Source organism: Novosphingobium sp. FG90 (genome assembly GCF_057808725.1).
Window position 1 is genome coordinate 40,315 of record NZ_JBMDIO010000005.1, and the last position, 23,863, is coordinate 64,177.

Consider the following 23,863-nt stretch of genomic DNA (forward strand, 5'->3'; position numbering starts at 1 on the left):
CGGGATCGGCATCGAAGGTCGACCCATCACGAAGAAGCCGACGGGAACGTGATCCGGACTGTCAGACCGGGAGGATGCTCCGGTATCATCCAGGCCGCGTCGTGCAGGGTCGCTATTGCCGCTACCAGCGCCAGGCCAAGGCCCGAGCCTTCCGTATGGCGACTGGCATCGAGGCGATAGAACCGCCGAAAGACGTTGCCGCGCTCCGATGCCGGGATGCCCTGCCCGGTATCGGACACCTCGGCCACGATGGCGCCATCGTCCACGAAGAGCCGCGAGGTGATCGTCGTTCCGGCAGGCGTGTGGACGATGGCGTTCTCCACCAGATTGGTGAAGAGCTGCGCCAGCAGTTCGCCGTCGCCGTCCACGACGATACCGGGCGCATGGTCGGCAAGGTAGGTATGCTCCGCGTCCTCGGCCACGGGGGCGTAGGCCTGCTGAACGCGGTCCATCAGTTCGCTGAGGTCGACCCGCGTGAACCGCCTGCGCCCCACCCCGCCTTCAAGCGCGCCGATCCGCAGCAGGGCCTGGAAGGTCGCGAGGATACCCGAGGTCTGCTCGAGGGCGTCGTCGATCATCGCCGGTTCGACCTCGGCGCTCTCCTGCATTTGCTCCAGCCGCTGGTGGAGGCGGCTGAGCGGCGTGCGCAAATCGTGCGCGATGTCGGTTGAAACCTGCCGCAGAGCCTCCATCGCCGCGGCATTGCGATCGAGCATCCGGTTCAGATTCCGCGCCAGTTCGTCGAACTCCGGGCCGAGGCCGATCATCGGCAGGCGTTCGGCACGGTCGCCCTCGACGATGCGGTCGACCGCGCGGTTCACCCGGTCGAGGCGGCGGACGAACAGCATGCCGGTGACGTATCCACCCAGCAGCGCGAAAAGCGCGATGCCGATCCCACTGAGCAGGGTGAATCGGCCGAGACGACGGCGCAGCACCTGCACGTCATAGTTGTCGCTGGCCACGACCAGCCGCAGTCCGTCTGGCAGGCGCGCGCCCAGCGTCGTCATATTTTCCCGGCGCGTGCCCTGCTGCCCGGGTTCGGGTTCCGTCACGTCGACCGTGCTCCAGCCGTCCTTCATCGCCGTCGCGGGAAGGTCGCCGAACAGGCGGCGGCCTTCGGCATCGAGCAAAAGGTAACGATAGGGCGCTTCGGGACGAACGCTCGCGTGCCGCGCCATCGCATCGGTCAGCCCGGATTGGCCGAGTTGCGCGTATTCGCCACGCAGCACGCTCATCTCTGCCTGCAGGCCGCCGTTCGTCGCTTCGGTGGCGTAGCGCCCGATCTGCTGTTCAACGACAATCAGCAGCGCGGCCGCGCCAATGGCGAAGACCCCGGCGAGAAGCAGCGCAAAACGAAAGGCCGCGCTGCGGATCGGCCCGAAGACCTGCCGCTTGGCCCTGCGCTCAGCCACCATCGATTCGATACCCCGCACCGCGCACGGTCTGAATCAGTTCCTTGCCGAATCCGCGATCCACTTTCGTGCGCAACCGGCTCATATGGCTTTCGATCACATTGGTCTTGGGGTCGAAATGAAACGACCAGACGTTTTCCAGCAGCATCGCCCGCGTGACCACTTCGCCCGCGTGGAGCATCAGGTATTCCAACAACTTGAGTTCCTGCTGCTGCAGGTCGATGCGCTGGCCGCCGCGCGCCACGGTCCGCTTAACCCGGTCAAGCTCAAGGTCGTCTATCCGCAGCAAAGTCTGCATCTCGACGATCGGAGGCCGCCGCGCGAGCGCATTCACCCGGGCGAGCAGTTCGCTCGCCGCGAAGGGCTTCGCGAGATAGTCGTCGGCCCCGGCTTCCAGACCTTCGACCCGGTCCTCGACGCCGTTCATCGCGGTCAGGAACAGCGCCGGGCTGCGCACGCCCATGGCGCGCAGAGCCTTGAGCGCGCCCAGCCCGTCGAGCCCCGGCACCATGCGGTCGAGGATCAGCACCGCATGGTCGCCGGTCGACCCCAGGAAAATCGCATCCTGCCCGGTGGAACAGATGTCCACGACATGCCCGGCCGCGCTCAGCACGCGATCGAGATGCGCCTTGGTCGCGTCGTCGTCCTCGAGAAGCAGGATCTTCATGCCATGCCCTTTTTCGCTCGCATCGGACGCACCTGCAAGTTGGCAAAAAACAATGTTTCGATCACCTTGAGCGAAGGTTCGGCCCATTATGCTCACGTCCTATAGAGCAGTCCCGCTCTGAAGGATGCCATGATGAAAACGCACCGCATCATCGTCGCACTTGCCCTGATAGGCGCCGGATCTTCGGTAGCCACAGCCAAACCCGGCGCGTTGAAAGGCGCGCAATACGCGGCGCAAGCAAGGTCACTCTCGCATCGGCGCGCATCGCCGCGCTGAAGGCGCGGCCCGGCACGATCACTGACCAGGAACTGGGGAAGGAAAAGGGTGGCAGCGGCCTGCGCTATTCCTTCGACATCACCAGCCACGGCAAGCCGTTCGAGGTCGGCATCGACGCCAGGACCGGCGCGATCGTCCAGAATGGCGCCGAAAACAAGAACCTGGACTGACGCATCTACGACGGGGCGGTTGCTTGGCCGCTCCACCTTTTCGCAAAGACACTCTACCGGTATGGACAGGCATCGTTTCAGGTACTCCGCAGCGATCTTGCTTGCCGTGGCCCTCTCCGGCTGCGCGCGGTACACGCCCTTGCCGCTTTCGACCGCCGCTCCGCTCGCGCCGAGCCTGGGCGCCCTCGATGCATCGACGCCGCAAGCCCCGCTGAGCGTCGAACAGGTGATAACGCTCGCGCTAGCCAACAACCCCGACCTGAAGGCCGCGCGGCTGCAACGCGGCATCGCCGCCGGACAGACCGAGCAGGCCGGCCTACTCGCCAACCCCTCGCTCAGCGCCGCGTTCCTGCCGCTGCTGTCGGGTTCAGGGACCGTTCCGGCGTGGAACCTCGGCCTCGCAGAGGACATCAAGAGCATCCTCACCTACAAGTCGCGCCAGCGCGCGGCCCGCGCCAGCGAGCGGCAGGTGGATGCCAGCGTCGTCTGGCAGGAATGGCAGGTCGCCGGGCAGGCGCGCCAGATCGCCACCGACCTGATCGTCGGCGCCCGCAACCGCCCGAGCTATCTCGCGGCCTGGCAACTCATGGCCGAACGCAGCGCCAAGCTGGACAAGGCGCTCGCCAGCCAGACCGTCACGCTGGTGACCGTCGCCCCCGATCGCGTCGCGCTGCAGTCCGCCCGCTCCGCGCTGGACACGCTCGACCAGCAGCAACTGAACCTGCGGCACCAGCTCAACGCACTCCTGGGCCTGTCGCCGGAAGTTGTCGTCCCGCTCGCCGCCCAACCCGGCCTGCCGCCTTTCGATCCCGTGCAAGTGCGCGGCGAGATCGCCACCCTGCCCGATCGGCGACCGGACCTGCTGGCCCTCCGCATGGGATATGCGGCGTCGGACGAGCAACTGCGTCAGGCGATCCAGTCGCAGTTCCCCGACCTGATCCTGGGCGGCAGCGTCGCCAGCGACAATGCCAAGGTCATCAACGGCGGCCCGAACCTGCAGATCGGCCTGCCGATCTTCGATCAGGGGCAGGCCGCCGTCGCGACCGCCCGCGCGACACGCGCGCAATTGCACGCCGACTACGACGCCAGCCTCTCCGCCGCGATCGGCACGGTCGGTGCGCTGCTGCGCGAATACGAGCAGCTGTCGGCGCAACTGGCGATCGCCCGGCGCGACCTGCCGAACGCACGCGCCGCCGCCGCTCGCGCGCAGGCCGCGTTCGGCGCATCGAATCTGGACGAGCGCGGCTATGTCGACCTCGTCCTGAACCGCTTCACCAAGGAACAGGAAATCATGACGCTGGAGCTTGCCCTGCTCGATCGCCAGATCGCGATCCAGACGCTTGTTGGCGCCGGGCTGCCGACCGTCGATCTTGAATCGACGCCCCCGGTGGACGCCCGATGAAAAGGCTTTTCGCTTTCTCGGCCGTGGCGCTGCTGGCGGGCTGCGGCTCGAATGCACCGACCCCGACCCCCTCGCCCACCGTGCTCGTCACTACGATCCCGGCCAGGCAGGGTTCCCTGCCGGCAACGGTCGTGGCCTACGGATCGGTCGGCCCGGCCCTCAACGGCACCATGACGTTCAGCGAGGCCCAGCCCGGCCAAGTGACCGCACTGGCCATCGCGCCGGGCATGGCAGTGCATGCGGGCCAGACGCTTGCGACGTTCGTCACCGCGCCCGCATCGCGCAGCGGCTACCTGCAGGCCGTGACCGCCCTTGCCGCGGCACGCAAGCAGGAGGCCAGCACCGCGCAGCTCCTGTCACAGCAGCTCGCCACGCGTGACCAGCTGACCCAGGCCACCAAGGCCGTCACCGATGCGCAGACCGCACTCGCCGCCTTGCAGGCGGACGGCGCCGGCCGAGCCAGCCACACCATCGTGGCCCCGTTCGACGGGGTCGTCACGACCGTCGCCGTCGCGCAAGGGGACCGCACGCAGGCCGGAGCCCCGATCCTCACCGTCGCCAAGGCAGGCGGCATCGTCGTGACCGTCGGCGTCGATCCGGCGGCGCGAGCCGGGGTCGCCGTCGGCCAGTCGGCCAGCCTCAAGCGCCTTTCAGGCGGCGCCGACCTGCGCGGCAAGGTGATCCGCGTGGACAGCGCACTGAACGCGACCAGCCGCCTCATCGACGTCGATCTCAGCTTCCCCGCCGGTACGCTGCTGCCGGGCGAGTCGATGCAGGTCGCGATCGAGACCGGCGCGGTCCAGGGCTGGGTCGTGCCGCACAAGGCGGTCGTCACCGCCGGAGGTCCATCCCGCGTGTTCCAGGTCATCGGCGGCAAGTGCCGGTCGGTGCCGGTTCAGGTCCTGCTCTCGTCCGACAAGGGCGATGTGGTCCAGGGCAAGCTCGATGCCAGCCGCCCGCTGATCGTCGATGGCGCCTATCAGGTCGATGACGGCGCAGCCGTGCGCCGGAGCAACCGATGATCGAGAAATTGCTGGGCTCGCAGTCGCGGGCCATCGTCCTGGTCGCGCTGGCAATGGCGCTCGCCGGGATCGTCGCCGCCCTCGCGCTGCCGATCGGGCTGTTCCCGCAAGTCTCCTTCCCCCGCGTTGTCGTGGACCTCGATGCCGGCAGCCGCCCTGCCGACCAGACCGCGCTGACCGTCACGCGCCCGGTGGAAGAGGCGATCCGCGCCATTCCCGGCGTGCAGAACGTGCGCTCGGAAACGAGCCGGGGCTCCGCGCAGATCTCGGTCGATTTCGGCTGGGGCCGCGACATGATCGCCAGCACCCTGCTGGTCGATACCGCCGTTGGCCGGGTCGTGCCGACGCTGCCTGCGGGCACGCAGTACGACGTGCGCCGCATGGACCCCACGGTCTTCCCGATCATTTCCTACGCGCTGGTGTCCGACAAGGTCGATCCGGTCACCCTGCAGGATTTCGCCAGGTATCAGATCACCCCCCTGCTTTCGTCGATCAGCGGGCTGGCGCGCATCGGCGTGCAGGGCGGCGCCACCGCCGAAGTGCAGGTCCTTGCCGATCCCCACCGCCTGGCCGATTACAACCTGTCGATGACCGACCTCTCCACCGCCATCAAAAGCGGCAACGTCCTGAGCGCGGTGGGCCAGGTGCAAGATCGCGGCCGCCTCTCGCTGGTGATCGCCGACCGCAGCGTCAGCAGCGCGGCGCAGATCGGCGACATCGTGGTCAAGGCTACGCCCACCGGCGTGGTGCGCGTGCGCGATGTCGCGACCGTGCAGAACGGCGCGCTTCCAGTCTGGCAGCGCATCGTCGAAGACGGCAAACCGGCCGTCCTCTTCAACATCTACGAACAGCCGGACGGCAACGCGGTGAAGATCGCGCAGGACGTCGAGCAGAAGCTGAACGGCCTCAAGCTGCCACCGGGCGTCAAGCTGGTGAACTGGTACGACCAGAGCCAGCTGGTCACGCAGTCCGTCTCCAGCGTGCGCGACGCGGTGCTGATCGGCCTCGTCCTCGCGGGTCTCGTCCTCTTGTGGTTCCTGCGCAGCTGGCGGGTGACGCTGGTGGCGGTGATCGTGGTGCCGGCGACGCTGGCCATCACCGTGCTGGTGCTGAGCATGCTGGGGATGAGCTTCAACATCATGACCCTTGGGGGCATCGCAGCGGCGGTCGGCCTGCTGATCGACGACGTCATCGTCATGGTCGAGCATATCGCCCGCCGCGCAGGGGCAAAGGACGCCGACGGCAATCTCGCCGGAAACGCCGCCGTCATGCCCGCCGCGCGGGAGTTCATGGCGCCGCTGACCGGATCGAGCATGGCGACGCTGATCGTCTTCCTGCCGCTCTCGTTCCTGACCGGCGTGACCGGCGCGTTCTCCAAGGCGCTGTCGGTGACGATGGCGGCGGCGCTGGCGATCTCCTGGGCGATGACCGCCTTCGTGGTGCCCATCCTCGCCCGCCGACTGGTGAACTTCGACAAGTGGCACGACCCCGGCGAGGCCGGCGAAGGCCGCCTCGCGCAAGGCCATGACGGCGCGCTCGATCGCCTGTCCGCCCGGCCCTGGCTGCTCGCGGTGATCGCGGTGCCACTGCTCGTCATCGGCTACGTGGGATATTCCAATGTGCCCACCGGCTTCATGCCCAAGGTCGACGAGGGCGGATTCGTGATGGACTACCGCACGCCGCCCGGCACCTCGCTGGACGAGACCGGCAGACAGGTCGGCCAGATCGACGCGATGCTGCGCGCAAATCCCGAAGTCGCGACGTTCTCGCGCCGCCTCGGCACCGGCCTTGGCGGAGACCTTGGCCAGAGCTACCACGGCGACTACTTCGTGCGCCTGAAACCGGACCACAGCCGCCCCACCGAGGAAATCGCCGCCGCCGTGGCCGACGAGATCGCCATCAAGGTGCCCGACGTGCAGGTCGAGGTCGCCCAGCTGATCGAGGACCTCATCGGCGATCTCACCGCCGTGCCGCAGCCGATCGAGGTTAAGCTCTACGCCTCGGACCCGTCGATCCTCGAAGGAGAAGCGCAGAAGGTCGCCGCGACGATCAGCAAGATCTTCGGCGTCGTCGAGGTCAATGACGGTGTCCAGCTGGCAGGCGATGCGCTCAACGTCCATGTCGATCCGGTTCGCGCCGGGATGGAAGGGGTCGTCCCCGCCGACGTCGAGAGCCAGCTGTCCACCGCGCTGACCGGCGCCGTCGCGACGACGCTGGCCCAGCCCAACAAGGCCGTCGACGTCCGTGTGCGCCTGCCCGACGCCATGACCATGAGCGAAGCGGGTCTTGCCCAGCTGCCGATCCGCGCCATTGACGGCCACGTCTTCCCGCTGTCGCGCGTGGCGACGATCGAACCGGTCACCGGGCAGCCGCAAATCGGCCGCGAGAACCTGGAGCCGATGATCGCCGTCACCGGCCGTATCCAGGGGCGCGGGATTGGCGCGGCAGTCGCCGACGTGACCACCGCGCTCGACAAGCCCGGCACCCTGAGCCCCGGCGTGCGCTACGAACTGGGCGGCCTCTACCACCAGCAGCAGATCGCGTTCTCGGGCCTCATCAAAGTGTTCGCCGCCGCACTAGTTGCCGAACTGGTGCTGCTGCTGGTGCTCTACCGTCGCTTCTGGCTGCCGGTCATCATCATCGGCTGCTCGCTGCTTTCGACGACCTCGGTGTTCACGGCATTGTGGCTGGCGGGCGTCGATCTCAACATCACCGCGCTGATGGGCATGACGATGATCATCGGCATCGGCACCGAGATGGCGATCTTCTACGTCTCGGAGTTCGAGGAACTGGCCCACACCATGCCGCCGGAGCAGGCCACCCGCGAGGCCAGCCGCAACCGTCTGCGACCGATCACGATGACGACGCTGGCGGCGATCCTGACGCTGCTGCCGCTCGCCTTCGCGATCGGGCAGGGATCGGGCATTCAGCAGCCGCTGGCCATCGCGATCATCGCCGGCTTGCTGCTGCAGTATCCGCTGGTCCTGATGGCGATGCCGGTACTGGTGCGGCTGACCCTGCCGAAGACCGCATGAGGTTCGGTCCTTTCGCAGTACGACTGGAATACGATCTCACGCCGCCATAACGCGGCGGCCAAGGTCGCCATAAGCGGCGAAGAGCCTTTCGAAATGCTGGAGGTTACTGACGACCTCGCGTGCGCGGTGCGGCGGCTGCGGGCTCCCGCAGAATTTTACGATCGCGTTCGCCAGCGAAAAACGGTTTCCGGCGCTGAAGGTCAGGCCGCCGCCGTGCAGCGCATGATCGGCTGCGCCCCCTGCATCGGGAACGATCACGGTTGTTCCGCTGGCCCGCGCTTCGGCGCCGACCATGCAGAAGGTCTCTGCCTCGCAGCCGTGGACGACCGCGTCGGCGCTTGCCAGGATCGCCGCGAAAGCGGAACGATCGCGCTCGGGCTCGAACAGGCGGACGTGCGGATTTCCGGCGATGGCACTGCGGATCGCGCGCTTTTCGCGGCCTTCGCCAAACAGGACCATCCCCACCGGCACTTGCGCACTCGCGGCGGCGACCGCATCCACCACCATCGGCCAGCGCTTTTCCGGCGCCAGCCTGCCCGCCGCCACCAGCAGATGAGCACTGGGATCGAGGCCGCAGAGGGCCAGAAGCTGCGCCCGCAGCTCCGGATCACGTCGCTCGGGCGTGAAGACGCCGGTTTCGACGCCGAGCGGATGAACGCGCACGCCGGATACCCCGCCCTCGCGAAGCCTGCCTGCAAGGTCGTGGTTGGCGCAGACGGTCATGTCGAACGCCAGGCCGAGGTCGCGCAGGTGATCCCAATAACGCTCGAATCCGCGATCGATGCGGGAGCGCGCGAGGAACGGCTCGAACCAGCGATAGGCGTAGGCGGACAACGGATCGGCGTGCATCACCAGACTGCGGTGCGCGTCGCCCTGCCAGCGGGCCACCATGGCCGGACTGCGCCAGGGCGACGATACCTCCACCACATCGGGCTTCTGCGCATCCAGTGCGGCATGCAGCGCGGCCTCGTCGGCGAAGTAGCCGTACTTGCGGTCCAGCGGGAAGCGCGGGGACGGCAACGTGACGATCGATGCGCCGGGACCGCGCTCGACGATCGCATGTTCCTCGCCCGGGACGATGACGACGATCTCGTGGCCGAGTTGCGGCCCGATCCGCAGCTTCTGCTCGATATAGGTACGCACCCCGCCGCCCTGAGGGCTGTAGAAGGCGCAGACATCGACGATTTTCAACGGTCAGCCCTTTCGCTTGAGCGGCGCGACGCCCAGGCCGCTGCGATAGTTCATCAGTATGGACAGCGGCGTCGGCCCGGCCCGGGCTGTCACCGCAACCTTGGCCGCCTTCGGCTTGCTCCAGCCCAGCTTCGGGTTTCCGGAGAAGCCGATGCCATCGACGGTCCATCCGAACTTGCGATTGCCATCCCTGTTATGCAGCAGGGAGACTGCATATGTGCCCGGTCCCGGAACACGGATGCACAAGCGGACACTTCCTGTCTGCGGAACCGGCGCCTCGACCCGTCGGAAAACCTTTCCGGCGTTGAGCAGGACGTTATCGTCCGCCAGGAAGTCTTCGTCGTTGGCGGGATAGACTTCCAGCTTCAGAGAGCCCTGCCGGTCCTTCAGTCCCTCGACATCGACCAGCAGCGCCGGCCCCTGCTCATCCCGGCGGCATTGCCCTTCCTTCTTGCCCAGGTCAGGCGAAGACGGGAGCGCCGCCGCGCCGAGCAGCAGGGCAGTCACAAGCAGCGACGTCGCGCGGATCACCATGTATCGACGGCTCGGCGCAGCAGGTCGGACATCACCAGACCGAGCCCCAGGACAAGGTGCAGCAGGAGGATCGCCGAGGCCATCATCGTCATGAGCGCGGCGATGTCGGTCTCGTGGCCAAGCGTGAAGACGGCAATGCCCGCGAAGACCACGTCCTTGTTCGGGATGAACGGCAGGCGCGAGATCAGCAGGCGCATCGTCGCCAGCAGCAGCCACCACATCGCCGGGACCGAGGGGAGCACCATGTGCCACAGCACCGCCGAGAGGATCGTCGTGATGACGATGCGCGCCAGATGCATGAAGGTGATGTACCAGAGCGCGTCCTGGTCCAGCGAGAATATCCGGCGCCGGAACGCCATCGCCAGGATCGACGTCACCAGCACCACCGAAAGCGACAGCATGACCGCCCGGTTCTCGAACCCGATCGTGGACGAGCCCAGGAACGGCCACAGCACCACCAGCAGGACGAGCGTGACGCCGTTGCCCGTCATCGCGGACAGGATCGACACGTCCTTGATCGCTCCGAAGGGCGCTGCGGTCATGGCGGCACGCTGGCGCGCCCAGGTGTAGAAATAGGCTTCACCCAGATAGCCGAGCAGGAGTTCGTTGCACACCAGCTTGCGCAGCAGCGCCGCGAAGCCCTCGACAGGCAGTTGCCACAAGCGGCGATAGATGAACCACTCGCTGCCGGGACCAGCGAGATAGCTCAGCGCGAAGACGATCCAGAAGCCCGGATCGCGAGGGACCATGGACAGGATCCTGACCGTGTCCATGCCGCGCAGTTCGAGGATCACCCCCAGTGCGATCAGGATCGAGAACAACACTGGCAGCAGTGCGGTGCGGCGCTTCCACGAAAGCGTATCCTGTGCACGAAGCAGGATGTTCGGTCGTTCCGCCATGGAAAGAGAGGGTGGCTGAAGCACAAGGAATTCCTTGAGAGTGAACAGGATAGCCGGGAAAAGCGCGCGATTATCGCAAGGTTGGAGAGGCCATCAGGACCCGCATCCGCCGGGCCGAAGCGATCGCCCGTCGCATCGTCGTCACGTAGGCACCGGCGGCGATCTCGACGGTGAAGCGGTGCGCATAGTCGCGCTGCATCGGCCCGGGCCTTGGAAGCTCATCCGCGTGTGCAATCTCGCGTGCCATCGCATCGATGTCGCCGACCGGAACCAGCGTTGCGCGCAATCCTCTGCCGGCCAGTTCCTGCATGCTGGAGGAACAGTCGGTGGCAACGATCTGCAGGCCCGCCGCGATCGCCTCCAGGACGACCGCCGGGACGCCTTCGTAATTAGAGGACAGCAGCAGGCAATCGGCGTCCCGCAGGTAAGGGTCCGGATCGATCACGTGGCCGCGAAAGCGTACTTTCTCCTCGATCGCCAGGCTGCGGACGAGCGCTTCCAGATGCGCCCGCTCCGGCCCGTCACCCACGATCGTGAGTTCGTCCCCCGGCCTGAACCCGGCCGCGAACGCGCGCAGCATGACTTCGAGGTTCTTCTGGGGCACGAGACGCGAAAGCGCCAGGAAACGATAGCGATGGCGGCTTCTTTGACTCCGGGAGATCGCGGCAAGACTGTCGTAACGCGCCTTGGTAAGGGCCGGATCGTGGATGGTCGTGACACGATGCCCGCCCACAGACATGCCCTTGACGATCTCACCGTGCATGGGTTCGGCTAGCGCCACGAAGCGGTCCAGGGTCATTCCCTGCACGCGCAGCCACAACTGGTAGGCGCGCCGCCGGAAGATCGACTTGTCGCGGCGCACCAGATCGTTGCTCACCTTGCTGACGACGGGCGGGCAGCGCTCGCCCAGCAGGAGCCGCGCGGCGACGCAGACGATCGCGTACGTGTTGCCGGGGCAGAAGATCACGTCCACCCGCTCGCGGGACAAGTGCAGGAAGAAACACCAGATCATCCAGAGCGTCTCGAACCGCGCGGTCGGCACGCGGCTCGAGAGGATCCGGTAGTCAACGTCCGCGCTGACACGGCCGCGATCCGAGCCTTCGTCCCTTCCCAGGACGATGGAAACCTGGTGGCCGGTCTGCTGCCAGCGTTCAGCCAGATTGAGAGCCACACGCTCGACCCCACCGGGTTCGAAGCTGTGGATGGGTATTGCGATCCGCAAGGGCTCCGTCATGCCCATGGGACTCCGCGTCCCGGCAGGACCCGCACGTCCCGTGATGCGGGAGTGCGAAAATTATTTTAGAAGGTCAGCATAGCGGCCCGGAACATGGCGGCGGGAGAAGGCCCGCAAGGTGGCATCGATGCTGGCGACGATCGAGGCCTTGGTCACGTCGCCGGGATGGACGGCCAGCCGCAAGGTCCGCAACGGCTGCAGCGCCGGCCGCGCCAACGCCGCGAAGGCCAGCGAGGACGCCGTGCGCATCGTGCTGCGCGAGGCCCAGGTGACTACCGGCCCGCGCGCCAGCGGCTTGTCCTCTTGCCCCGGTCGCCACACGCGCATGTGGTCCTCGGCCAGAGCAAAGCCGCATTCACCCAGCGCCTGCATCGCGCCCGCACCGTAGAGCCAGGCGGGCGCGATGAAGCCCGCAGCCGGTCGGCCGATGATGTCCTCGACCAGCGCCTTGCCATCGCGCATGCGCTGCAGGGCCTCGGCATGGGAAAGGCCCAGGAACTCGCCCTCGCCCGCCGTCATGTGCCGAGCCTTCAGGCTGGCCGCACCCTTGTGCTCGGCGGTATCGCGGTGGAACCAGCCATGCACGAACATCTCCACCCCGCTGTCCGCCCAGGCACGCAGCCGGGCCTGGAATGCACGCGCTTCGGTGAGCGGAGCGCGGCCCCAGTGATCGGGCACCACCAGCATGGCATATTGTGACGGACCGAGCCGCGCTTCGATCAGGTCGGCAAGCCGGTCCACCTGGCTTTCGAAGCAGGGCGCGACGTCGTGGATCGAGGTCAGCAGGCGTTTCTCAGAAGCTCGCATCGAAACCTATCCTGATCGAGCGCGGTCGCATCGGCGTCTGCTGCAGTCCGTCCGCGACGGAGAAAGGATTGCCGAAGGCGAACGTATTGGCGCGGGTATTGAGCAGGTTGTCGACGTCCAGCGCCAGCCCCCACTTGCCGAAGCCCAGCCGCGCGCCCGTCGATACGTCATAGTAGCGCCCCTGCCCCAACGCAAACGGCGCCGGGATCGCGAGCTTGGAATGGCCGACGTAGCGTACCGCAGCATCGAGCGTGAGCTGCGCCCACGACAGGTCCCGATCGTACTTGGCCGCCACGCGCCAGCCTTCGTCGGCGATGTTGGGCAAGTCGCGATCGGTTGCGTCGGCGAAGGCGGGCGCGGGCCTCGACAAGTCGCTGGAATTGAGGAAGCCCGCCGCTTCGAACGACAGATGGTCCTGTGCGCGCCATGCCAGCGAAAACGCCACGTTCTTCACGCGGCCGGAGCCGATATTGGCGATATAGAGCAGCCCGTCCAGCCCAACGAGATCGGCCTGCACGTCCCGCCACTGCGCCAGCGAGATCGCGAGGCTTCCCGAGAGGCGCGAAGCCTTTTCCATCCCGAAGCGGATTCCCGCCTCGACGGTGCGGATGCGGTCGGCCCCGAAGCGCTCGGCGCTCTGCGAGTTCGAGGAACCCGTGACCTGCAGCCCGCCGGGACGATAGCCCTGCTGGAAACGGCCATAGACGAGCAGTCCGGGCCGTGCCGTCCACGAAAGTGCGGCGGAAGGCAGGACACGCTTCTGGGTGCGCACGGGCTCGAAGTCCTCGGAGGCCATCTGCCCGATGAACTGGCTGGTCTGTCGCACGTAGCTCAAGCGCCCGCCTGCGGTCAGCACGAGCGTTTTCGTGATCGGCACCCCGACTTCCCCGAACCCGGCCAGGTCCAGAGTGGTATTGGACAGACTGGTGAGCAGGTCCGGCGAGCCGGGCGTGCCCATGCTGCGCACGACCCGGTCGTCGTTGTGCACGACGCCGAACCCGGCCAGCCAAGTCCCCGATCCGCCCCAACTGCCTGACAATCGCGTCTCGTGCGACAGGAGGTGCACCGTGATCTCCTCGGTGAACTCGGTCGGCGATGCGGCTCCGCCAGGCGTCGCGTCGAACGTGGAATCGATCGTGTGATCGGCATAACCGGTCGAGGACACCAGTTGCACCGCGCCCCAGTCCCGCCGCACCGTGAGGTCGGCGAGTCGATAGTCGTTGTCGAACGGTTGCGCGATCGCGGACCGGCGGGTCAGGTCCGGCTCGCCCCGCAAGGTGTACTGCCCGTCGCGAGAGGCGATGTCCTGACTGAGGACCGAAAGGTCGACGGTCCACGCCATGTCCGGCTGCCAGCGCAAACCGGCGCGGAAGCCCGAGGTCCTGTTGCGGTTGATGTCGCGCAGGCCCCGCCCGACATCGTCGATATAGCCGCCATCGACGGTTTCGTAGACCACCCCGCGCAGCGCCAGCTTGCCCTTCGCAAGCACGAGATTGCCGGTCGCCGCCCCGTCACCGCCCGGCGCACCGTCCTGCGTCAGACGAACCCCTCCCGACACGTCGAGGGTGTCGGCGTGCAGATCCGGCGCGTTGGGCACCAGCCGGATGATGCCACCTAGCGTCCCCGCGCCGTAAAGCGTGCCCTGCGGCCCCTCCAGCACTTCTACGCGGGCGATGTCGTAGAGTGCCAGATCGGGATCGGGGGCGCTGTAGATCAGGCGCGTTTCGCCTAGATACTGGCTGATCGTCGCCTGACTGGAACCGTTGAAACTGCTGTCGGCGATGCCGCGAATGAACACCTTGTTGCGGCCCGGCCCCAGGTTCGTCGAGGATAGCTGCGGCAGCTTGCCGAGGATGAAGCCGGTCCCCTTGCCGCCAGCACGCGCAAGCTCGGTCCGCCCGGGTTCGACGACCGAGATACTGGCCGGATAGTCGAGCAGGCCAAGGCGCTGTTTGGTCGCGGTGACGACGATGTCGGGACCGGAACCCGCTGCGGACGGCGGAGCGTTCGGACGCGGCGGGCGCACGGTGCTCCTGCGTGGCGGCGGAAGCTGACGCACCAGCTTCACGGTCCGGGCATCGACGAATACGAACCCGTAGCCGCTGCCCGCCAGCAGCCTCGCCAGCGCCTGCGCCGTGTCATAACGGCCGCTGATCCCCCGCGTGCGCAAGGTATCGAGGCGGCTGTCCCCGATAGAAATCGAGATACCCGCCTGCTCCGAAAGCACGATCAGGGCGTCGGACAATCGCCCGGCAGGGACCGAGAACTGCTGCGCGGTGCGCGCCTGTGCCGATGCGGGAAGCGCCACTGCAGCAACCGTCGCCAGGCCCGCGCACGCCCACCCGCTACCGCGTAATCGACCAACCATCGGCAGTTGCCGTCACTTTCAAACCAAGCAGAGTGCCGAGGCGCTTTTGGAGGGAGACGTCATCGCCATCAAGCTGAATGACGCCGGAAAACCGACGCTGCGAAATATCCGAACCCAGTTCGACGGTAATGCCACGTGCACGGGTGATATCCGCCACGACCTCGACCAGCGGCGCATCGTGATAGACCAGTCGCCCGCGCGTCCAGCCCCCGATCTCCGCCGCCGGCCTGGAGCCCTCGACAATGGTGCCGCCGCCCGCATCGAGCGTGTCCCCGGCGTTCAGGCGCACGTGAGTCATGCCGTCCTCAAAGCGCACCGCGCCTTCGGCCACCTCAACCCGCAGCGCGTCCTTGCCGCTGCGCACGTTGAACACGGTGCCGACATCGACGATGCGCTGGTCGCCGACCGAAAGCGTGAAGGGCCGCGCGGTGTCATGATGGACCGTGAACTGCGCCTCGCCGCCCTTGAGCGTGGCGACCCGCGGATCGGACTTGTCCAGCACGATCTCGGTCCCGCCGTTGAGGACGATCCGTGTACCGTCGGCCAGCGCGAAAGTCCGGGTCTCTCCGGGAGCGGTGCGCACCGCGTAATCGCTCGCCAGAAAGCCCGAGCCGGCCCAGCTGCCCAGAGCGACGAAGGCGACGGAGGCGGCCATCGCCGGCCACATCCAGCGGCGTGCCGAGCGCACCGGCGCCATCTCCGGGAACGGTTCGACCTTGATTGCACCGGGGATTTCGACGGGCGCCTCGCGGGCGATCTCCACTGCCGGCTCCAGCGCCAGATCGGCATCGCAGACGGCTTCGTAGATGTCGTTGTGGCGCGGATCGGCTTCGAGCCAATTGGCGAACCCATCCCAGTCCGCGTCCGATCCATCGGTCAGGCGCAAGTGCCAGGCGATCGCTGCATCGCGCATGGTCTGTTCAGCGAGCGGCTGCATCGGTGCCTCCTGCAGTGTCGAGGGCGGTCGAGCCCGAACCGGCCGGAGGCATCGCCTCCGGGTTCAGGTGATTGCGGATTTCCAGGACGGCGCCATAAGCGCGCTGGAGATGTTTTTCGACGGCGCTCAGGCTGATGCCGAGGTCGCGCGCGATCTCCTTCTGCGACACTCCTTCGACGCGGTACTGGCGGAACACGTAAGCCGTTCGTTCGGGCAACTTCGCCAGCCGCGCCTCCACACGGGCCAGATGGTCCCGGGCGAGCACCGTCGCTTCCTGGTCGGGAGCAACGTCCGCCATCTCGACATCCGCCGCGACCGGACCAGAAGGCGCGCCCAGCCAGTCCGCGTCACGAGCCTGCTGGCGTGCTTCGGTACGGCGTCGGGTGTGCGCCATGTTGTTGAGCATCTGGTAGAGATAGGCTCTCGGCGAACGAACCGGTCCGGTCACGCTCGTGTCCACCCGAATGAACAGGTCCTGCAGCAGGTCGTCGACGTCTGCCTCGCTCACCCGGCGCGCGAGCAGGAACCTGCGCAGTTCAGGGCGCAGCGTCAGACACAACTGGCGCAGGCCGGAATCGACCGGAACTTCGTGACCATCGGATGTCATCGCCCGTCCAGCCTCGGCAAATGCAGTCTCCCCTGCAAGGTGGGCCAGATGCTTACGCGAAGGCGCTGCAGGTGTCATCATCGCGCCCATTCAGAACATCGACGTCAGGGTAAGCCCGACGTCGCTCGCATGGCGCATTCCTTCCCCCGCACCGACCGCGCGGCGACCCTCGCGAGCCTCCAGCATCAGCCGGGTGCGCGTTTCATCGCCCGCATTGCCCAGGTTCATCCGCAAGGCGGCACGCATGCCCCGCGCGGCGGCTGGCTCGCCATTACCTATGCGCAGAACGTCGAGGTCCATCTGACGTCCGCCCCAGCCGCCCTGCCGAAACCATCCGGTCGAGACGGACCACCTGCCGCGATGATCCCAGGTCAACTGCGCGGAAGCGTAGCCTGCCGTCGACTTGGTCGGAAAAACCACCGACGAGACACTGCGGCGGCTGGCCTTGCCGATGTCGGCGGCCAGCCCGATGGTGTCCCCATCGCCCACGGCATGCCAGGCGCGCAGCCCGGCCTTATGATTAGTGAAGCGGTCGCCCGAAGCGCAGCAGTCCACGTCCCCGGCGTGCGAGGATCGCAAGGACAGCAAGTCGAGGCTCCATCCCGCATCCCCGCTATCGACCGCCAGACCAGCGGCCTTGCCGCGATCGACGACGCCGCGATCATGCCCGCTCCAGCGCACCTGCTCGGGCAGGAACGATACCGCGCGCCCGCCCTGCACTCTTGCGGTGCGCGCCTCGCACCCGGCCGGAGCGGTCGCTGCCAGCACGCAGAATAGACTCAAGGTTCCGGTTCCGCGCATCCGCGCCGCTTCCCTTCCATTGCCCCCCGAACAAAGCCGGGACGACATTGGGACTCCGCCACCCGCAAGGAACCGCACATCGAATTTCGAAGGTGCGGGTCGCGCCGCGCTGCGGGGTCTAATGCGCAAACCTGTAGGAGTATCCCGCATGAAGCGCCTGCGTATGCTGACCGTTGCCGCCCTGGCGGGAATCCTCGCCCTAAACCTGCCCCTGCCTTCTCCCGCCGCCGTCTCTCCCCTGCCGGTGCACGCACGCCTCCGCGCCGCCGATACGCTTTCAGTCATGACCTACAACGTGCAGGGACTGCCCTTTCCCACCGCCTACGACCGTGCAGACAAGCTCACCGAGATCGGGCAGCGGTTGGGCTACTTGCGCCGCGCCGGAGCGCAGCCGCATGTCGTACTGCTTCAAGAAGCCTTCATTCCGGAGGCCAAGGCGATCGCCCAGACCGCCGGATACGCCTATGTCGCGTTGGGGCCGCAGATTTCCGACGTAAGGAAAGTGCCCACGGATCTTGCTGCGGGTTCATCCTGGCTCAAGGGGGAAAGTCTCGGAAAATGGATCGATAGCGGCCTCCTGATCCTGTCAGACTACCCCATCGTCCGCACGCGCAAGATGGCATTCCCGGCCGACATGTGCGCCGGCTATGACTGCCTTGCCGCCAAAGGCGTGCTGCTCGCATGGATCAAGGTGCCGGGGCACGACGCTCCCTTCGCCATTGCCGATACGCATCTCAACTCGCGCAGGGCCTCCGGCGTCGACGTGCACCGGGCCAACACCGCTTACGGGCTTCAGGTCGCCGCCGTGCGGAATTTCATCCGCGCCAACGTGCCAGTTGACGCAGCCATCATCTTCGGCGGCGACTTCAATCTCGGCCACGACCCCCGCCGCCTTGCCGCCGAGGCGGCCGCTGGCGGGATTGTGCCCGGAGCGCGAGAGGTGACCTCTCTGGCGCATTCAATCGACACGACAGGAATGACCGCGGGCGACCGTGCAGCAATTTTCTCACGCGCCAAGGACAAGCAATATTTCCGCGCAGGCGCGGGCGCCGGCAACGGACTCGCCTTGCGCGATCTGGAAGTACCGTTCGGGATCGGCAATGGCGGCCCCGAGCTGTCGGATCATCTGGGCTTCGTCGCCAGCTACGCGGTTCAGTGCCGGCGCAATTCTGCCATGAAAAAAGTTCGCGATGAACCAGGCGATAAAAAGTGCGCCGATCTCTAGCCCGACCACGCTGATAGGCCGAAGTGAGCGCGCGGCGTATCGTGATTCTCAACCCCAGCGCGGCGCCTGAGCGCCGGTGTCGCCTCGATCCTCGATTGATATTGCCGTTGAATCAACCCCAAACGCCGAGACCATGGCGCGCCTCTCAATTCATCTGTGCCATTTCAGGTATACGTCTCAGCCTGCACCTTTAGTCACCTGACATTCAGCCGGCCGGGTGCGAAATCGTGGCATGCAGATTATCCCGCAAGCCATCCGATGCGGCCTCGACAGACACGACCCTGACCGCAGAAATGCCAAGTGGGACGGTCTCTACTACACCGGACAGTGCCGGACATGCGGCATTTCGGTCTATCGCGCATCCAAAGGTAAGTGGCGGGCTATGCCTGTCAAATGTCGAGAGCGCGTTTGAGAAGGCAGGCTTACGCTGTATTCTCCGAAATATCGCGTGGTCACGGAACCTCCGACCCGGCATGAAGAAAAACTGGTCCGACACTAACGAGCCACCTGCTGCCGCAGCGATAGCGGGAAGGAACGCCAAGATACCTCGATGCACCATCATCCCGCCAGTCACAGGCTTGCGCCACCTGAGCGAACATACGTTTGCTCAGGTGAATGCATCAGGAATTGCCCTTCATTCATGCCTTGCCGAGACGAAAATTGGGGCCGATATTCCGGGTTGCCTCAAGGCAACTCCCTTACGGCGTGAGAGACGCTTGACGCGCCGACCTTCCGTCCGCAAGTTGCAATGCGACTGAGGTATCGGTCCGGCGGAGAGCAATATAATGTCGATCAGCCCAGATGCCATCCTCGACATTTTCGAGACCGAGACCGGCCTCCCTCGCGACAAACTCCGCCCTGAAGCGACCTTGGCAGAACTCGACATTGCTTCACTCGACCTTGTCAGCATTGCCTTTGAAGTCGAAGATAAATTGGGGGTCGAGATAAAAACGGACGACCTCAACGCCGACATGACCGTCGGCGCGCTGATAGAGCAGATCCAGCTTCTGCATTCCGCCTGATGGGAGAAGCTGTCGTCCTCACTGGCATGGGCTGCATTAGCGGTCTGGGTGTGGGGATAACGAGAAACTGGTCGCGAACGCTTGCTGGGGAGAGCGCGATCCGACCTATCGAACGGAATGGAATTGCCGGCATAGCTGCTTGGATCGCGACACAGGACAAGCCGGATTCAGCTGTCTGGCGCCGTTTTGGACGGCTCGATCCACTGTCTCTATTTGCGTTGGTTGCCGCAACAGAAGCCGTGGCGCAGGCCGGCCTTGAAGGCCATTCCGTGTTGGCGGACCGAACTGCCATCCTCTTGGGCTGTGGCAGCGGCGGCAATGCCACGATCGATGAGGCATATGAGCGCCTCTATGCTCACCAGTCAAAGATTCATCCCCAGACCATCCCATCCTCGATGATCTCCGCGCCAGCCTCTCACGTGGCCATGGCTCTGGGCGTGCATGGCCCGACCTTCATCCTCGGCAGTGCCTGCGCCTCATCCGCCCATGCACTTGGAGAAGCGATGCACATGATTCGTTCAGGTCGGGTCGACGTTGCCATAGCGGGGGGCACGGAGGCTTGTCTGACGCCGGGGTCATGGACGGCATGGTCGGCGCTGGGCGTGCTGGCGTCCGACACATGTCGTCCCTTCTCCCGTGGCCGGCGGGGCATGGTGCTGGGAGAAGGGGCTGCGATACTGGTTCTGGAACGCGAAACGCATGCCCGGTCGCGCGGCGCAACCATCCTGGGCGAACTGGTCGGCTATGGCGCCAGCAGTGATGCCGCTCATATCACAGCACCTGACCGCGAGGGCGTCATACGCGCCATCCGGGCTGCATATGCCGATGCAGATATCGATCCCACCGCGCCTGCGCTTATCTCCACCCATGGCACGGGAACGCTGCTTAACGATGCGTCAGAGGCGCAAGCACTGCACGCCTTCTACGGCGCTGGCCTCAAAGCGCATCGTGCCCTGGCGACCAAATCAAATCATGGCCATATGATTGGAGCCACCGGCGCGATGGAATTCCTGCTCGGAATGGTGGCTCTTCGCGAGGGATGGGCACCGCCTGTACTCCATCATCTAGGCCCGGACGATAGCTGCGACATGATGCCACTGACATTGAAAGCGGAAAGGATCGGGCAGCGGCTGCTCGTGTCGAACAGTCTCGCGTTCGGGGGCCTCAACGCGGTGCTCATCGGGCGAGTGGAATGAAGGCGCTTGCGCACATCAACGCCATCGGCACCGCCAAGCCGCCGCATGAGGTCCATGATGCTTTCGTTCGTTTCGTTGCGGGTCGCATCGAAGCCCCCAAGACGCGACGGCTGTTCGAGCGGATGGTGGAGCGTGCAGGAATAGAACGGCGTTTCTCCTATCTCGAGCCCGTTACGCTCGAAGATGGGACGATCACGGATAGCGACGGTTTCTATGGTCCTGGGGAGTGGCCTGGGACTGACGAGCGCATGGCACGCTACGAGCGCGACGCTCCACGTCTTGCCCTGGCCGCCATCAGCGCCTTGGGCAAGGCGCTTGACCCTGGCTCCGTGACTCATCTGGTGGTCGCCTCCTGCACCGGTTTCATGGCCCCGGGCCTCGATCAGCGGATCGCTGCGGCGCTCGGCCTCCACCCTGGTGTGGAGCGGACAGTAGTAGGGTTCATGGGGTGTTATGCCGCCGTCAATTCGTTGCGGCTGGCGCATCATATCGTTCGCTCGGAGCCGGCTGCGCGCGTGCTTGTGCTGACGCTGGAACTGTGCACGCTACATTTCCAGAAGACGCTCGATCTGGAGCGGCTTTTGGCGATGCTGTTGTTCGGCGACGGAGCAGCCGTCGCGCTCGTGAGTGCCGACCCGCATGGTCTTGCGCTCGATGATTTTCGTGCAACCACCCTGCCCGGCTCGGCCGAAGCGATCCGATGGTCGATCCGCAATCAGGGCTTCGATATGCACCTGGGCGGCGAGGTCCCGGGGCATATCGGCAATGCGCTGCGGCAGGAGGTGAGGCGGAACGACGCCGACGGGCTGCTACGCGGACAAAAAAATTATGATCTCTGGGCCGTTCATGCCGGTGGCCGATCCATCCTCGATGCCGTGGAGCAGGCACTGGAACTGTTGCCCGATGCGCTGGACGCCTCGCGCACGGTTTTGCGGGAGCAGGGCAACATGTCCTCCGCCACATTGATGTTCGTGCTGGCACGCATGCTGGCAGGGCAAGGGCACGCGCGCGGCATCGCCATGGCTTTTGGACCGGGATTGGCCGCTGAGAGCTTTCGCTTCACGCGGCTTGGTTGATCCATGATCGACCTCTCTGCGCGATCTGGCCAACTGGAATGGATGGACGGTGAGAATGTACCGGAAGCGCTGTTCGCCGCCTGCCTCACCGATCTGGCCAGGGTAAACACTGTCACGCTCGCCCGGCCGCCGACGCTGCGTTTTGTGGCGCAGGCGTTCGAGAGGACGCCGCCGGGCCAGATCCTGACCCTGGTGGATGTAGGCTATGGCGCGGGAGACATGCTGCGCGCCATTCGCCGGCTGGCCGAGCGCAAGGGACGGGAGATCCGTCTGATCGGCATCGACATCAACCCGCGTAGCCTGCCCGCTGCTCGGACCGAGACGCCAGCGGAAATGGCGATCGACTTCCGAACCGGCGACGCCATGGCGATGGATGAGCCGGTCGACCTCATCATCAATTCGCTGGTCACGCATCATATGAGCAATGAGGAGATCATACGCTTCCTCGGCTGGATGGAAAATCGAGCGCGAGTCGGCTGGTTCGTGAATGACCTGCATCGCCATGCGCTGCCTTATCATGGCTTTCGACTGCTTTCGGCGGTGATGCGCTGGCACACCTTTGTACGACATGACGGACCACTCTCCATCGCACGCGCTTTTCGCCGGGAGGATTGGCTAGCGCTGATGGAGCGAGCAGACCTTGCAGACAAGGCCACGCTCCGCTGGCATTTCCCTTTCCGTTATTGCGTGTCGCGCTGGCAGTGAAGCCAGACGCACTGATCGTGGGCGGCGGACTGTCCGGGGCTGCAGCGGCAATCTGCCTCGCGCGGGCGGGCCGATCCGTCCATCTGCTGGAATCGCAGGAAGGCGCTCATCACAAGGCCTGCGGCGAATTCCTGTCCATAGAGGCGCAACAGCATCTGGAGCATATCGGGCTCGACCTCGACGTCTTTGGCGCCTCCCATGTGCGCTTCATGCGGCTGGTGACGAGCGGTGGAATAGCCGAGGCCCGTCTTCCGTTCGTGGCGCGAGGTCTTAGCCGCTGGCGGTTGGACGAAGCACTGATCGACATAGCGACGAAGTCCGGGGCATATATCGAGCGGCCGGTACGCGCGCTTGAACTCCTGCCAGGCGGCATACGCACTAATGTCGGCGAGCGGAAAGGTGGAGCTATCTTGCTGGCGACTGGCAAGATCGGTCTGCGCACCTTGCCAAAGGTAGTGCCCGAAAACGCGCATGTTGGTTTCAAGATGCACTGGCGTCTGCCTGTCCCCGCACTCGCCCGGCTTGAAGGGCTGATCGAATTGACGCTTTTCCCCGGTGGCTATGCAGGTCTTCAATTGGTCGAGGGTGGCACCGCGAACCTCTGTCTTGTCCTGCGGCGGGAACGGCTGGCTGCGCTGGGTGGAAGATGGGAGGATGTACTGGCAATGATCTCCCAGCTTTCGCCTGGCCTGCGCACCATTGCAGATTGGGAGCCCCTATTCGCCCGGCCTGTAACCATCGCCAATCTGCCCTATGGGCGCATCCATGCGTCAGACGATGCGAAAGACATTTATCGGGTGGGAGACCAGGCCGCGATGACGGCCTCGCTCACGGGTGATGGTATGGCCATAGCCCTACGCAGCGGCTGGCTTGCGGCGCAAGCCATTCTCGCAGGACAACTCGCGCCAATCTATCATGAAAGGCTGCGTGCAATGATCGGCCCGCAGGTTCGGCGAGGTATGGCCTTGCAGCGTCTTGCCGAACTATCCTGGTTGCCTGGCACGGCCGTTGACCTGATACGAACTTGCCCCGCTTTGCTTCGATGGATGGTGAGCATGACCAGATTGCCCGACATGAGGGAGGAAGAAGGAGCCGCCTAAGGATAGATGCTCAATTCCCGCGCTTTGTGCTTGCTCGATCATCCAGTGCGCAGAGATATGTCGGGGCGATGACTGGTCACAGAACAGATCGGCCGGCAAGATCCTGAGAAAGGAAAATTTTCGACGGAACGCCTTAAAGGGTTGGCGACCTGCAAACGGCTGGGCCTGCCGGAGACC

General features: G+C 65.6%; 21 protein-coding genes. 10 read left to right on the forward strand and 11 right to left on the reverse strand.

Annotation, left to right across the window (positions count from 1 at the left end; all coding sequences use genetic code 11):
- Positions 1 to 26: 26 nt before the first annotated feature.
- Both ACODRZ_RS06320 and ACODRZ_RS06325 read right to left on the reverse strand, forming a co-directional pair.
- Positions 27 to 1,412 (reverse strand): sensor histidine kinase, encoded by a 1,386-nt coding sequence (locus ACODRZ_RS06320; RefSeq protein WP_488971259.1) that lies wholly within the window; start codon positions 1,410 to 1,412, stop codon positions 27 to 29.
- Positions 1,405 to 2,079: a winged helix-turn-helix domain-containing protein gene (locus ACODRZ_RS06325; protein ID WP_488971258.1), complete on the reverse strand. Its 675-nt coding sequence runs from the start codon at positions 2,077 to 2,079 to the stop codon at positions 1,405 to 1,407. Before ACODRZ_RS06325 ends, ACODRZ_RS06320 begins: the two co-directional genes overlap by 8 nt.
- A 293-nt stretch (positions 2,080 to 2,372) precedes the next feature.
- Here ACODRZ_RS06325 and ACODRZ_RS06330 point away from each other — a divergent pair, with 293 nt between their 5' ends.
- The 4 genes from ACODRZ_RS06330 (at position 2,373) to ACODRZ_RS06345 (ending at position 7,984) form a co-directional block, all read left to right on the forward strand.
- Positions 2,373 to 2,525 carry a hypothetical protein gene (locus ACODRZ_RS06330; protein ID WP_488986191.1) on the forward strand — a complete coding sequence of 51 codons (153 nt, stop codon included), beginning with the start codon at positions 2,373 to 2,375 and terminating at the stop codon, positions 2,523 to 2,525.
- Positions 2,526 to 2,586: 61 nt separating this feature from the next.
- Positions 2,587 to 3,927: a TolC family protein gene (locus tag ACODRZ_RS06335; protein WP_488971257.1), complete on the forward strand. Its 1,341-nt coding sequence runs from the start codon at positions 2,587 to 2,589 to the stop codon at positions 3,925 to 3,927.
- Positions 3,924 to 4,949: an efflux RND transporter periplasmic adaptor subunit gene (locus ACODRZ_RS06340; protein ID WP_488971256.1), complete on the forward strand. Its 1,026-nt coding sequence runs from the start codon at positions 3,924 to 3,926 to the stop codon at positions 4,947 to 4,949. The genes ACODRZ_RS06335 and ACODRZ_RS06340 overlap by 4 nt, the downstream gene beginning before the upstream one ends.
- Positions 4,946 to 7,984, forward strand: coding sequence for an efflux RND transporter permease subunit (locus ACODRZ_RS06345; protein ID WP_488971255.1), 3,039 nt, complete (start codon positions 4,946 to 4,948; stop codon positions 7,982 to 7,984). Before ACODRZ_RS06340 ends, ACODRZ_RS06345 begins: the two co-directional genes overlap by 4 nt.
- Before the next feature lie 36 nt (positions 7,985 to 8,020).
- On the opposite strand, the gene ACODRZ_RS06350 is transcribed toward ACODRZ_RS06345, so the two are convergent.
- From ACODRZ_RS06350 to ACODRZ_RS06390, 9 genes are all read right to left on the reverse strand, one after another.
- Positions 8,021 to 9,175 carry a glycosyltransferase gene (locus tag ACODRZ_RS06350; RefSeq protein WP_488971254.1) on the reverse strand — a complete coding sequence of 385 codons (1,155 nt, stop codon included), beginning with the start codon at positions 9,173 to 9,175 and terminating at the stop codon, positions 8,021 to 8,023.
- Between the two features lie 3 nt (positions 9,176 to 9,178).
- A complete protein-coding gene (locus ACODRZ_RS06355) occupies positions 9,179 to 9,709 on the reverse strand; it encodes a DUF2141 domain-containing protein (protein ID WP_488971253.1) in 531 nt (176 codons plus the stop codon).
- Positions 9,703 to 10,632 carry a hypothetical protein gene (locus tag ACODRZ_RS06360; RefSeq protein ID WP_488971252.1) on the reverse strand — a complete coding sequence of 310 codons (930 nt, stop codon included), beginning with the start codon at positions 10,630 to 10,632 and terminating at the stop codon, positions 9,703 to 9,705. Before ACODRZ_RS06360 ends, ACODRZ_RS06355 begins: the two co-directional genes overlap by 7 nt.
- A gap of 46 nt (positions 10,633 to 10,678) precedes the next feature.
- The gene (locus ACODRZ_RS06365) at positions 10,679 to 11,842 is read right to left on the reverse strand and encodes a glycosyltransferase (protein ID WP_488971251.1); all 1,164 of its coding nucleotides are present in this window, start codon (positions 11,840 to 11,842) and stop codon (positions 10,679 to 10,681) included.
- A gap of 60 nt (positions 11,843 to 11,902) precedes the next feature.
- Complete coding sequence (locus tag ACODRZ_RS06370; protein ID WP_488971250.1) at positions 11,903 to 12,649, reverse strand: DUF2334 domain-containing protein; 747 nt, start codon at positions 12,647 to 12,649, stop codon at positions 11,903 to 11,905.
- A complete protein-coding gene (locus ACODRZ_RS06375; protein ID WP_488971249.1) occupies positions 12,636 to 14,957 on the reverse strand; it encodes a TonB-dependent receptor in 2,322 nt (773 codons plus the stop codon). The genes ACODRZ_RS06370 and ACODRZ_RS06375 overlap by 14 nt, the downstream gene beginning before the upstream one ends.
- A 37-nt stretch (positions 14,958 to 14,994) precedes the next feature.
- Complete coding sequence (locus tag ACODRZ_RS06380) at positions 14,995 to 15,954, reverse strand: FecR family protein (protein ID WP_488971248.1); 960 nt, start codon at positions 15,952 to 15,954, stop codon at positions 14,995 to 14,997.
- Positions 15,938 to 16,561 (reverse strand): RNA polymerase sigma factor, encoded by a 624-nt coding sequence (locus tag ACODRZ_RS06385; protein ID WP_488971247.1) that lies wholly within the window; start codon positions 16,559 to 16,561, stop codon positions 15,938 to 15,940. Before ACODRZ_RS06385 ends, ACODRZ_RS06380 begins: the two co-directional genes overlap by 17 nt.
- A gap of 90 nt (positions 16,562 to 16,651) precedes the next feature.
- Positions 16,652 to 17,344 carry a hypothetical protein gene (locus ACODRZ_RS06390; protein WP_488971246.1) on the reverse strand — a complete coding sequence of 231 codons (693 nt, stop codon included), beginning with the start codon at positions 17,342 to 17,344 and terminating at the stop codon, positions 16,652 to 16,654.
- Positions 17,345 to 17,510: 166 nt separating this feature from the next.
- On the opposite strand from ACODRZ_RS06390, the gene ACODRZ_RS06395 reads away from it, so the two are divergent.
- The 6 genes from ACODRZ_RS06395 (at position 17,511) to ACODRZ_RS06420 (ending at position 23,686) form a co-directional block, all read left to right on the forward strand.
- Positions 17,511 to 18,587: an endonuclease/exonuclease/phosphatase family protein gene (locus ACODRZ_RS06395; protein ID WP_488971245.1), complete on the forward strand. Its 1,077-nt coding sequence runs from the start codon at positions 17,511 to 17,513 to the stop codon at positions 18,585 to 18,587.
- Positions 18,588 to 19,372: 785 nt separating this feature from the next.
- Complete coding sequence (locus ACODRZ_RS06400; RefSeq protein ID WP_488971244.1) at positions 19,373 to 19,609, forward strand: acyl carrier protein; 237 nt, start codon at positions 19,373 to 19,375, stop codon at positions 19,607 to 19,609.
- Positions 19,609 to 20,805, forward strand: a complete 1,197-nt coding sequence (locus tag ACODRZ_RS06405; RefSeq protein ID WP_488971243.1) for a beta-ketoacyl-[acyl-carrier-protein] synthase family protein — start codon at positions 19,609 to 19,611, stop codon at positions 20,803 to 20,805. The genes ACODRZ_RS06400 and ACODRZ_RS06405 overlap by 1 nt, the downstream gene beginning before the upstream one ends.
- A complete protein-coding gene (locus ACODRZ_RS06410; protein ID WP_488971242.1) occupies positions 20,802 to 21,881 on the forward strand; it encodes a type III polyketide synthase in 1,080 nt (359 codons plus the stop codon). Before ACODRZ_RS06405 ends, ACODRZ_RS06410 begins: the two co-directional genes overlap by 4 nt.
- Positions 21,882 to 21,884: 3 nt before the next feature.
- Entirely contained in the window at positions 21,885 to 22,586 is a 702-nt protein-coding gene (locus ACODRZ_RS06415; RefSeq protein WP_488971241.1) for a methyltransferase domain-containing protein, read from the forward strand.
- The gene (locus tag ACODRZ_RS06420) at positions 22,583 to 23,686 is read left to right on the forward strand and encodes an NAD(P)/FAD-dependent oxidoreductase (protein WP_488971240.1); all 1,104 of its coding nucleotides are present in this window, start codon (positions 22,583 to 22,585) and stop codon (positions 23,684 to 23,686) included. Before ACODRZ_RS06415 ends, ACODRZ_RS06420 begins: the two co-directional genes overlap by 4 nt.
- Positions 23,687 to 23,863 lie beyond the last annotated feature (177 nt).

Bases quoted from the DNA above. Each gene is read 5' to 3' on its own strand.
- ACODRZ_RS06325 (WP_488971258.1), bottom strand. From the start codon at position 2,079: ATGAAGATCCTGCTTCTCGAGGACGACGACGCGACCAAGGCGCATCTC.
- ACODRZ_RS06335 (WP_488971257.1), top strand. From the start codon at position 2,587: ATGGACAGGCATCGTTTCAGGTACTCCGCAGCGATCTTGCTTGCCGTG.
- ACODRZ_RS06340 (WP_488971256.1), top strand. From the start codon at position 3,924: ATGAAAAGGCTTTTCGCTTTCTCGGCCGTGGCGCTGCTGGCGGGCTGC.
- ACODRZ_RS06345 (WP_488971255.1), top strand. From the start codon at position 4,946: ATGATCGAGAAATTGCTGGGCTCGCAGTCGCGGGCCATCGTCCTGGTC.
- ACODRZ_RS06355 (WP_488971253.1), bottom strand. From the start codon at position 9,709: ATGGTGATCCGCGCGACGTCGCTGCTTGTGACTGCCCTGCTGCTCGGC.
- ACODRZ_RS06365 (WP_488971251.1), bottom strand. From the start codon at position 11,842: ATGACGGAGCCCTTGCGGATCGCAATACCCATCCACAGCTTCGAACCC.
- ACODRZ_RS06370 (WP_488971250.1), bottom strand. From the start codon at position 12,649: ATGCGAGCTTCTGAGAAACGCCTGCTGACCTCGATCCACGACGTCGCG.
- ACODRZ_RS06380 (WP_488971248.1), bottom strand. From the start codon at position 15,954: ATGCAGCCGCTCGCTGAACAGACCATGCGCGATGCAGCGATCGCCTGG.
- ACODRZ_RS06385 (WP_488971247.1), bottom strand. From the start codon at position 16,561: ATGACATCCGATGGTCACGAAGTTCCGGTCGATTCCGGCCTGCGCCAG.
- ACODRZ_RS06395 (WP_488971245.1), top strand. From the start codon at position 17,511: ATGAAGCGCCTGCGTATGCTGACCGTTGCCGCCCTGGCGGGAATCCTC.
- ACODRZ_RS06400 (WP_488971244.1), top strand. From the start codon at position 19,373: ATGTCGATCAGCCCAGATGCCATCCTCGACATTTTCGAGACCGAGACC.
- ACODRZ_RS06405 (WP_488971243.1), top strand. From the start codon at position 19,609: ATGGGAGAAGCTGTCGTCCTCACTGGCATGGGCTGCATTAGCGGTCTG.
- ACODRZ_RS06410 (WP_488971242.1), top strand. From the start codon at position 20,802: ATGAAGGCGCTTGCGCACATCAACGCCATCGGCACCGCCAAGCCGCCG.
- ACODRZ_RS06415 (WP_488971241.1), top strand. From the start codon at position 21,885: ATGATCGACCTCTCTGCGCGATCTGGCCAACTGGAATGGATGGACGGT.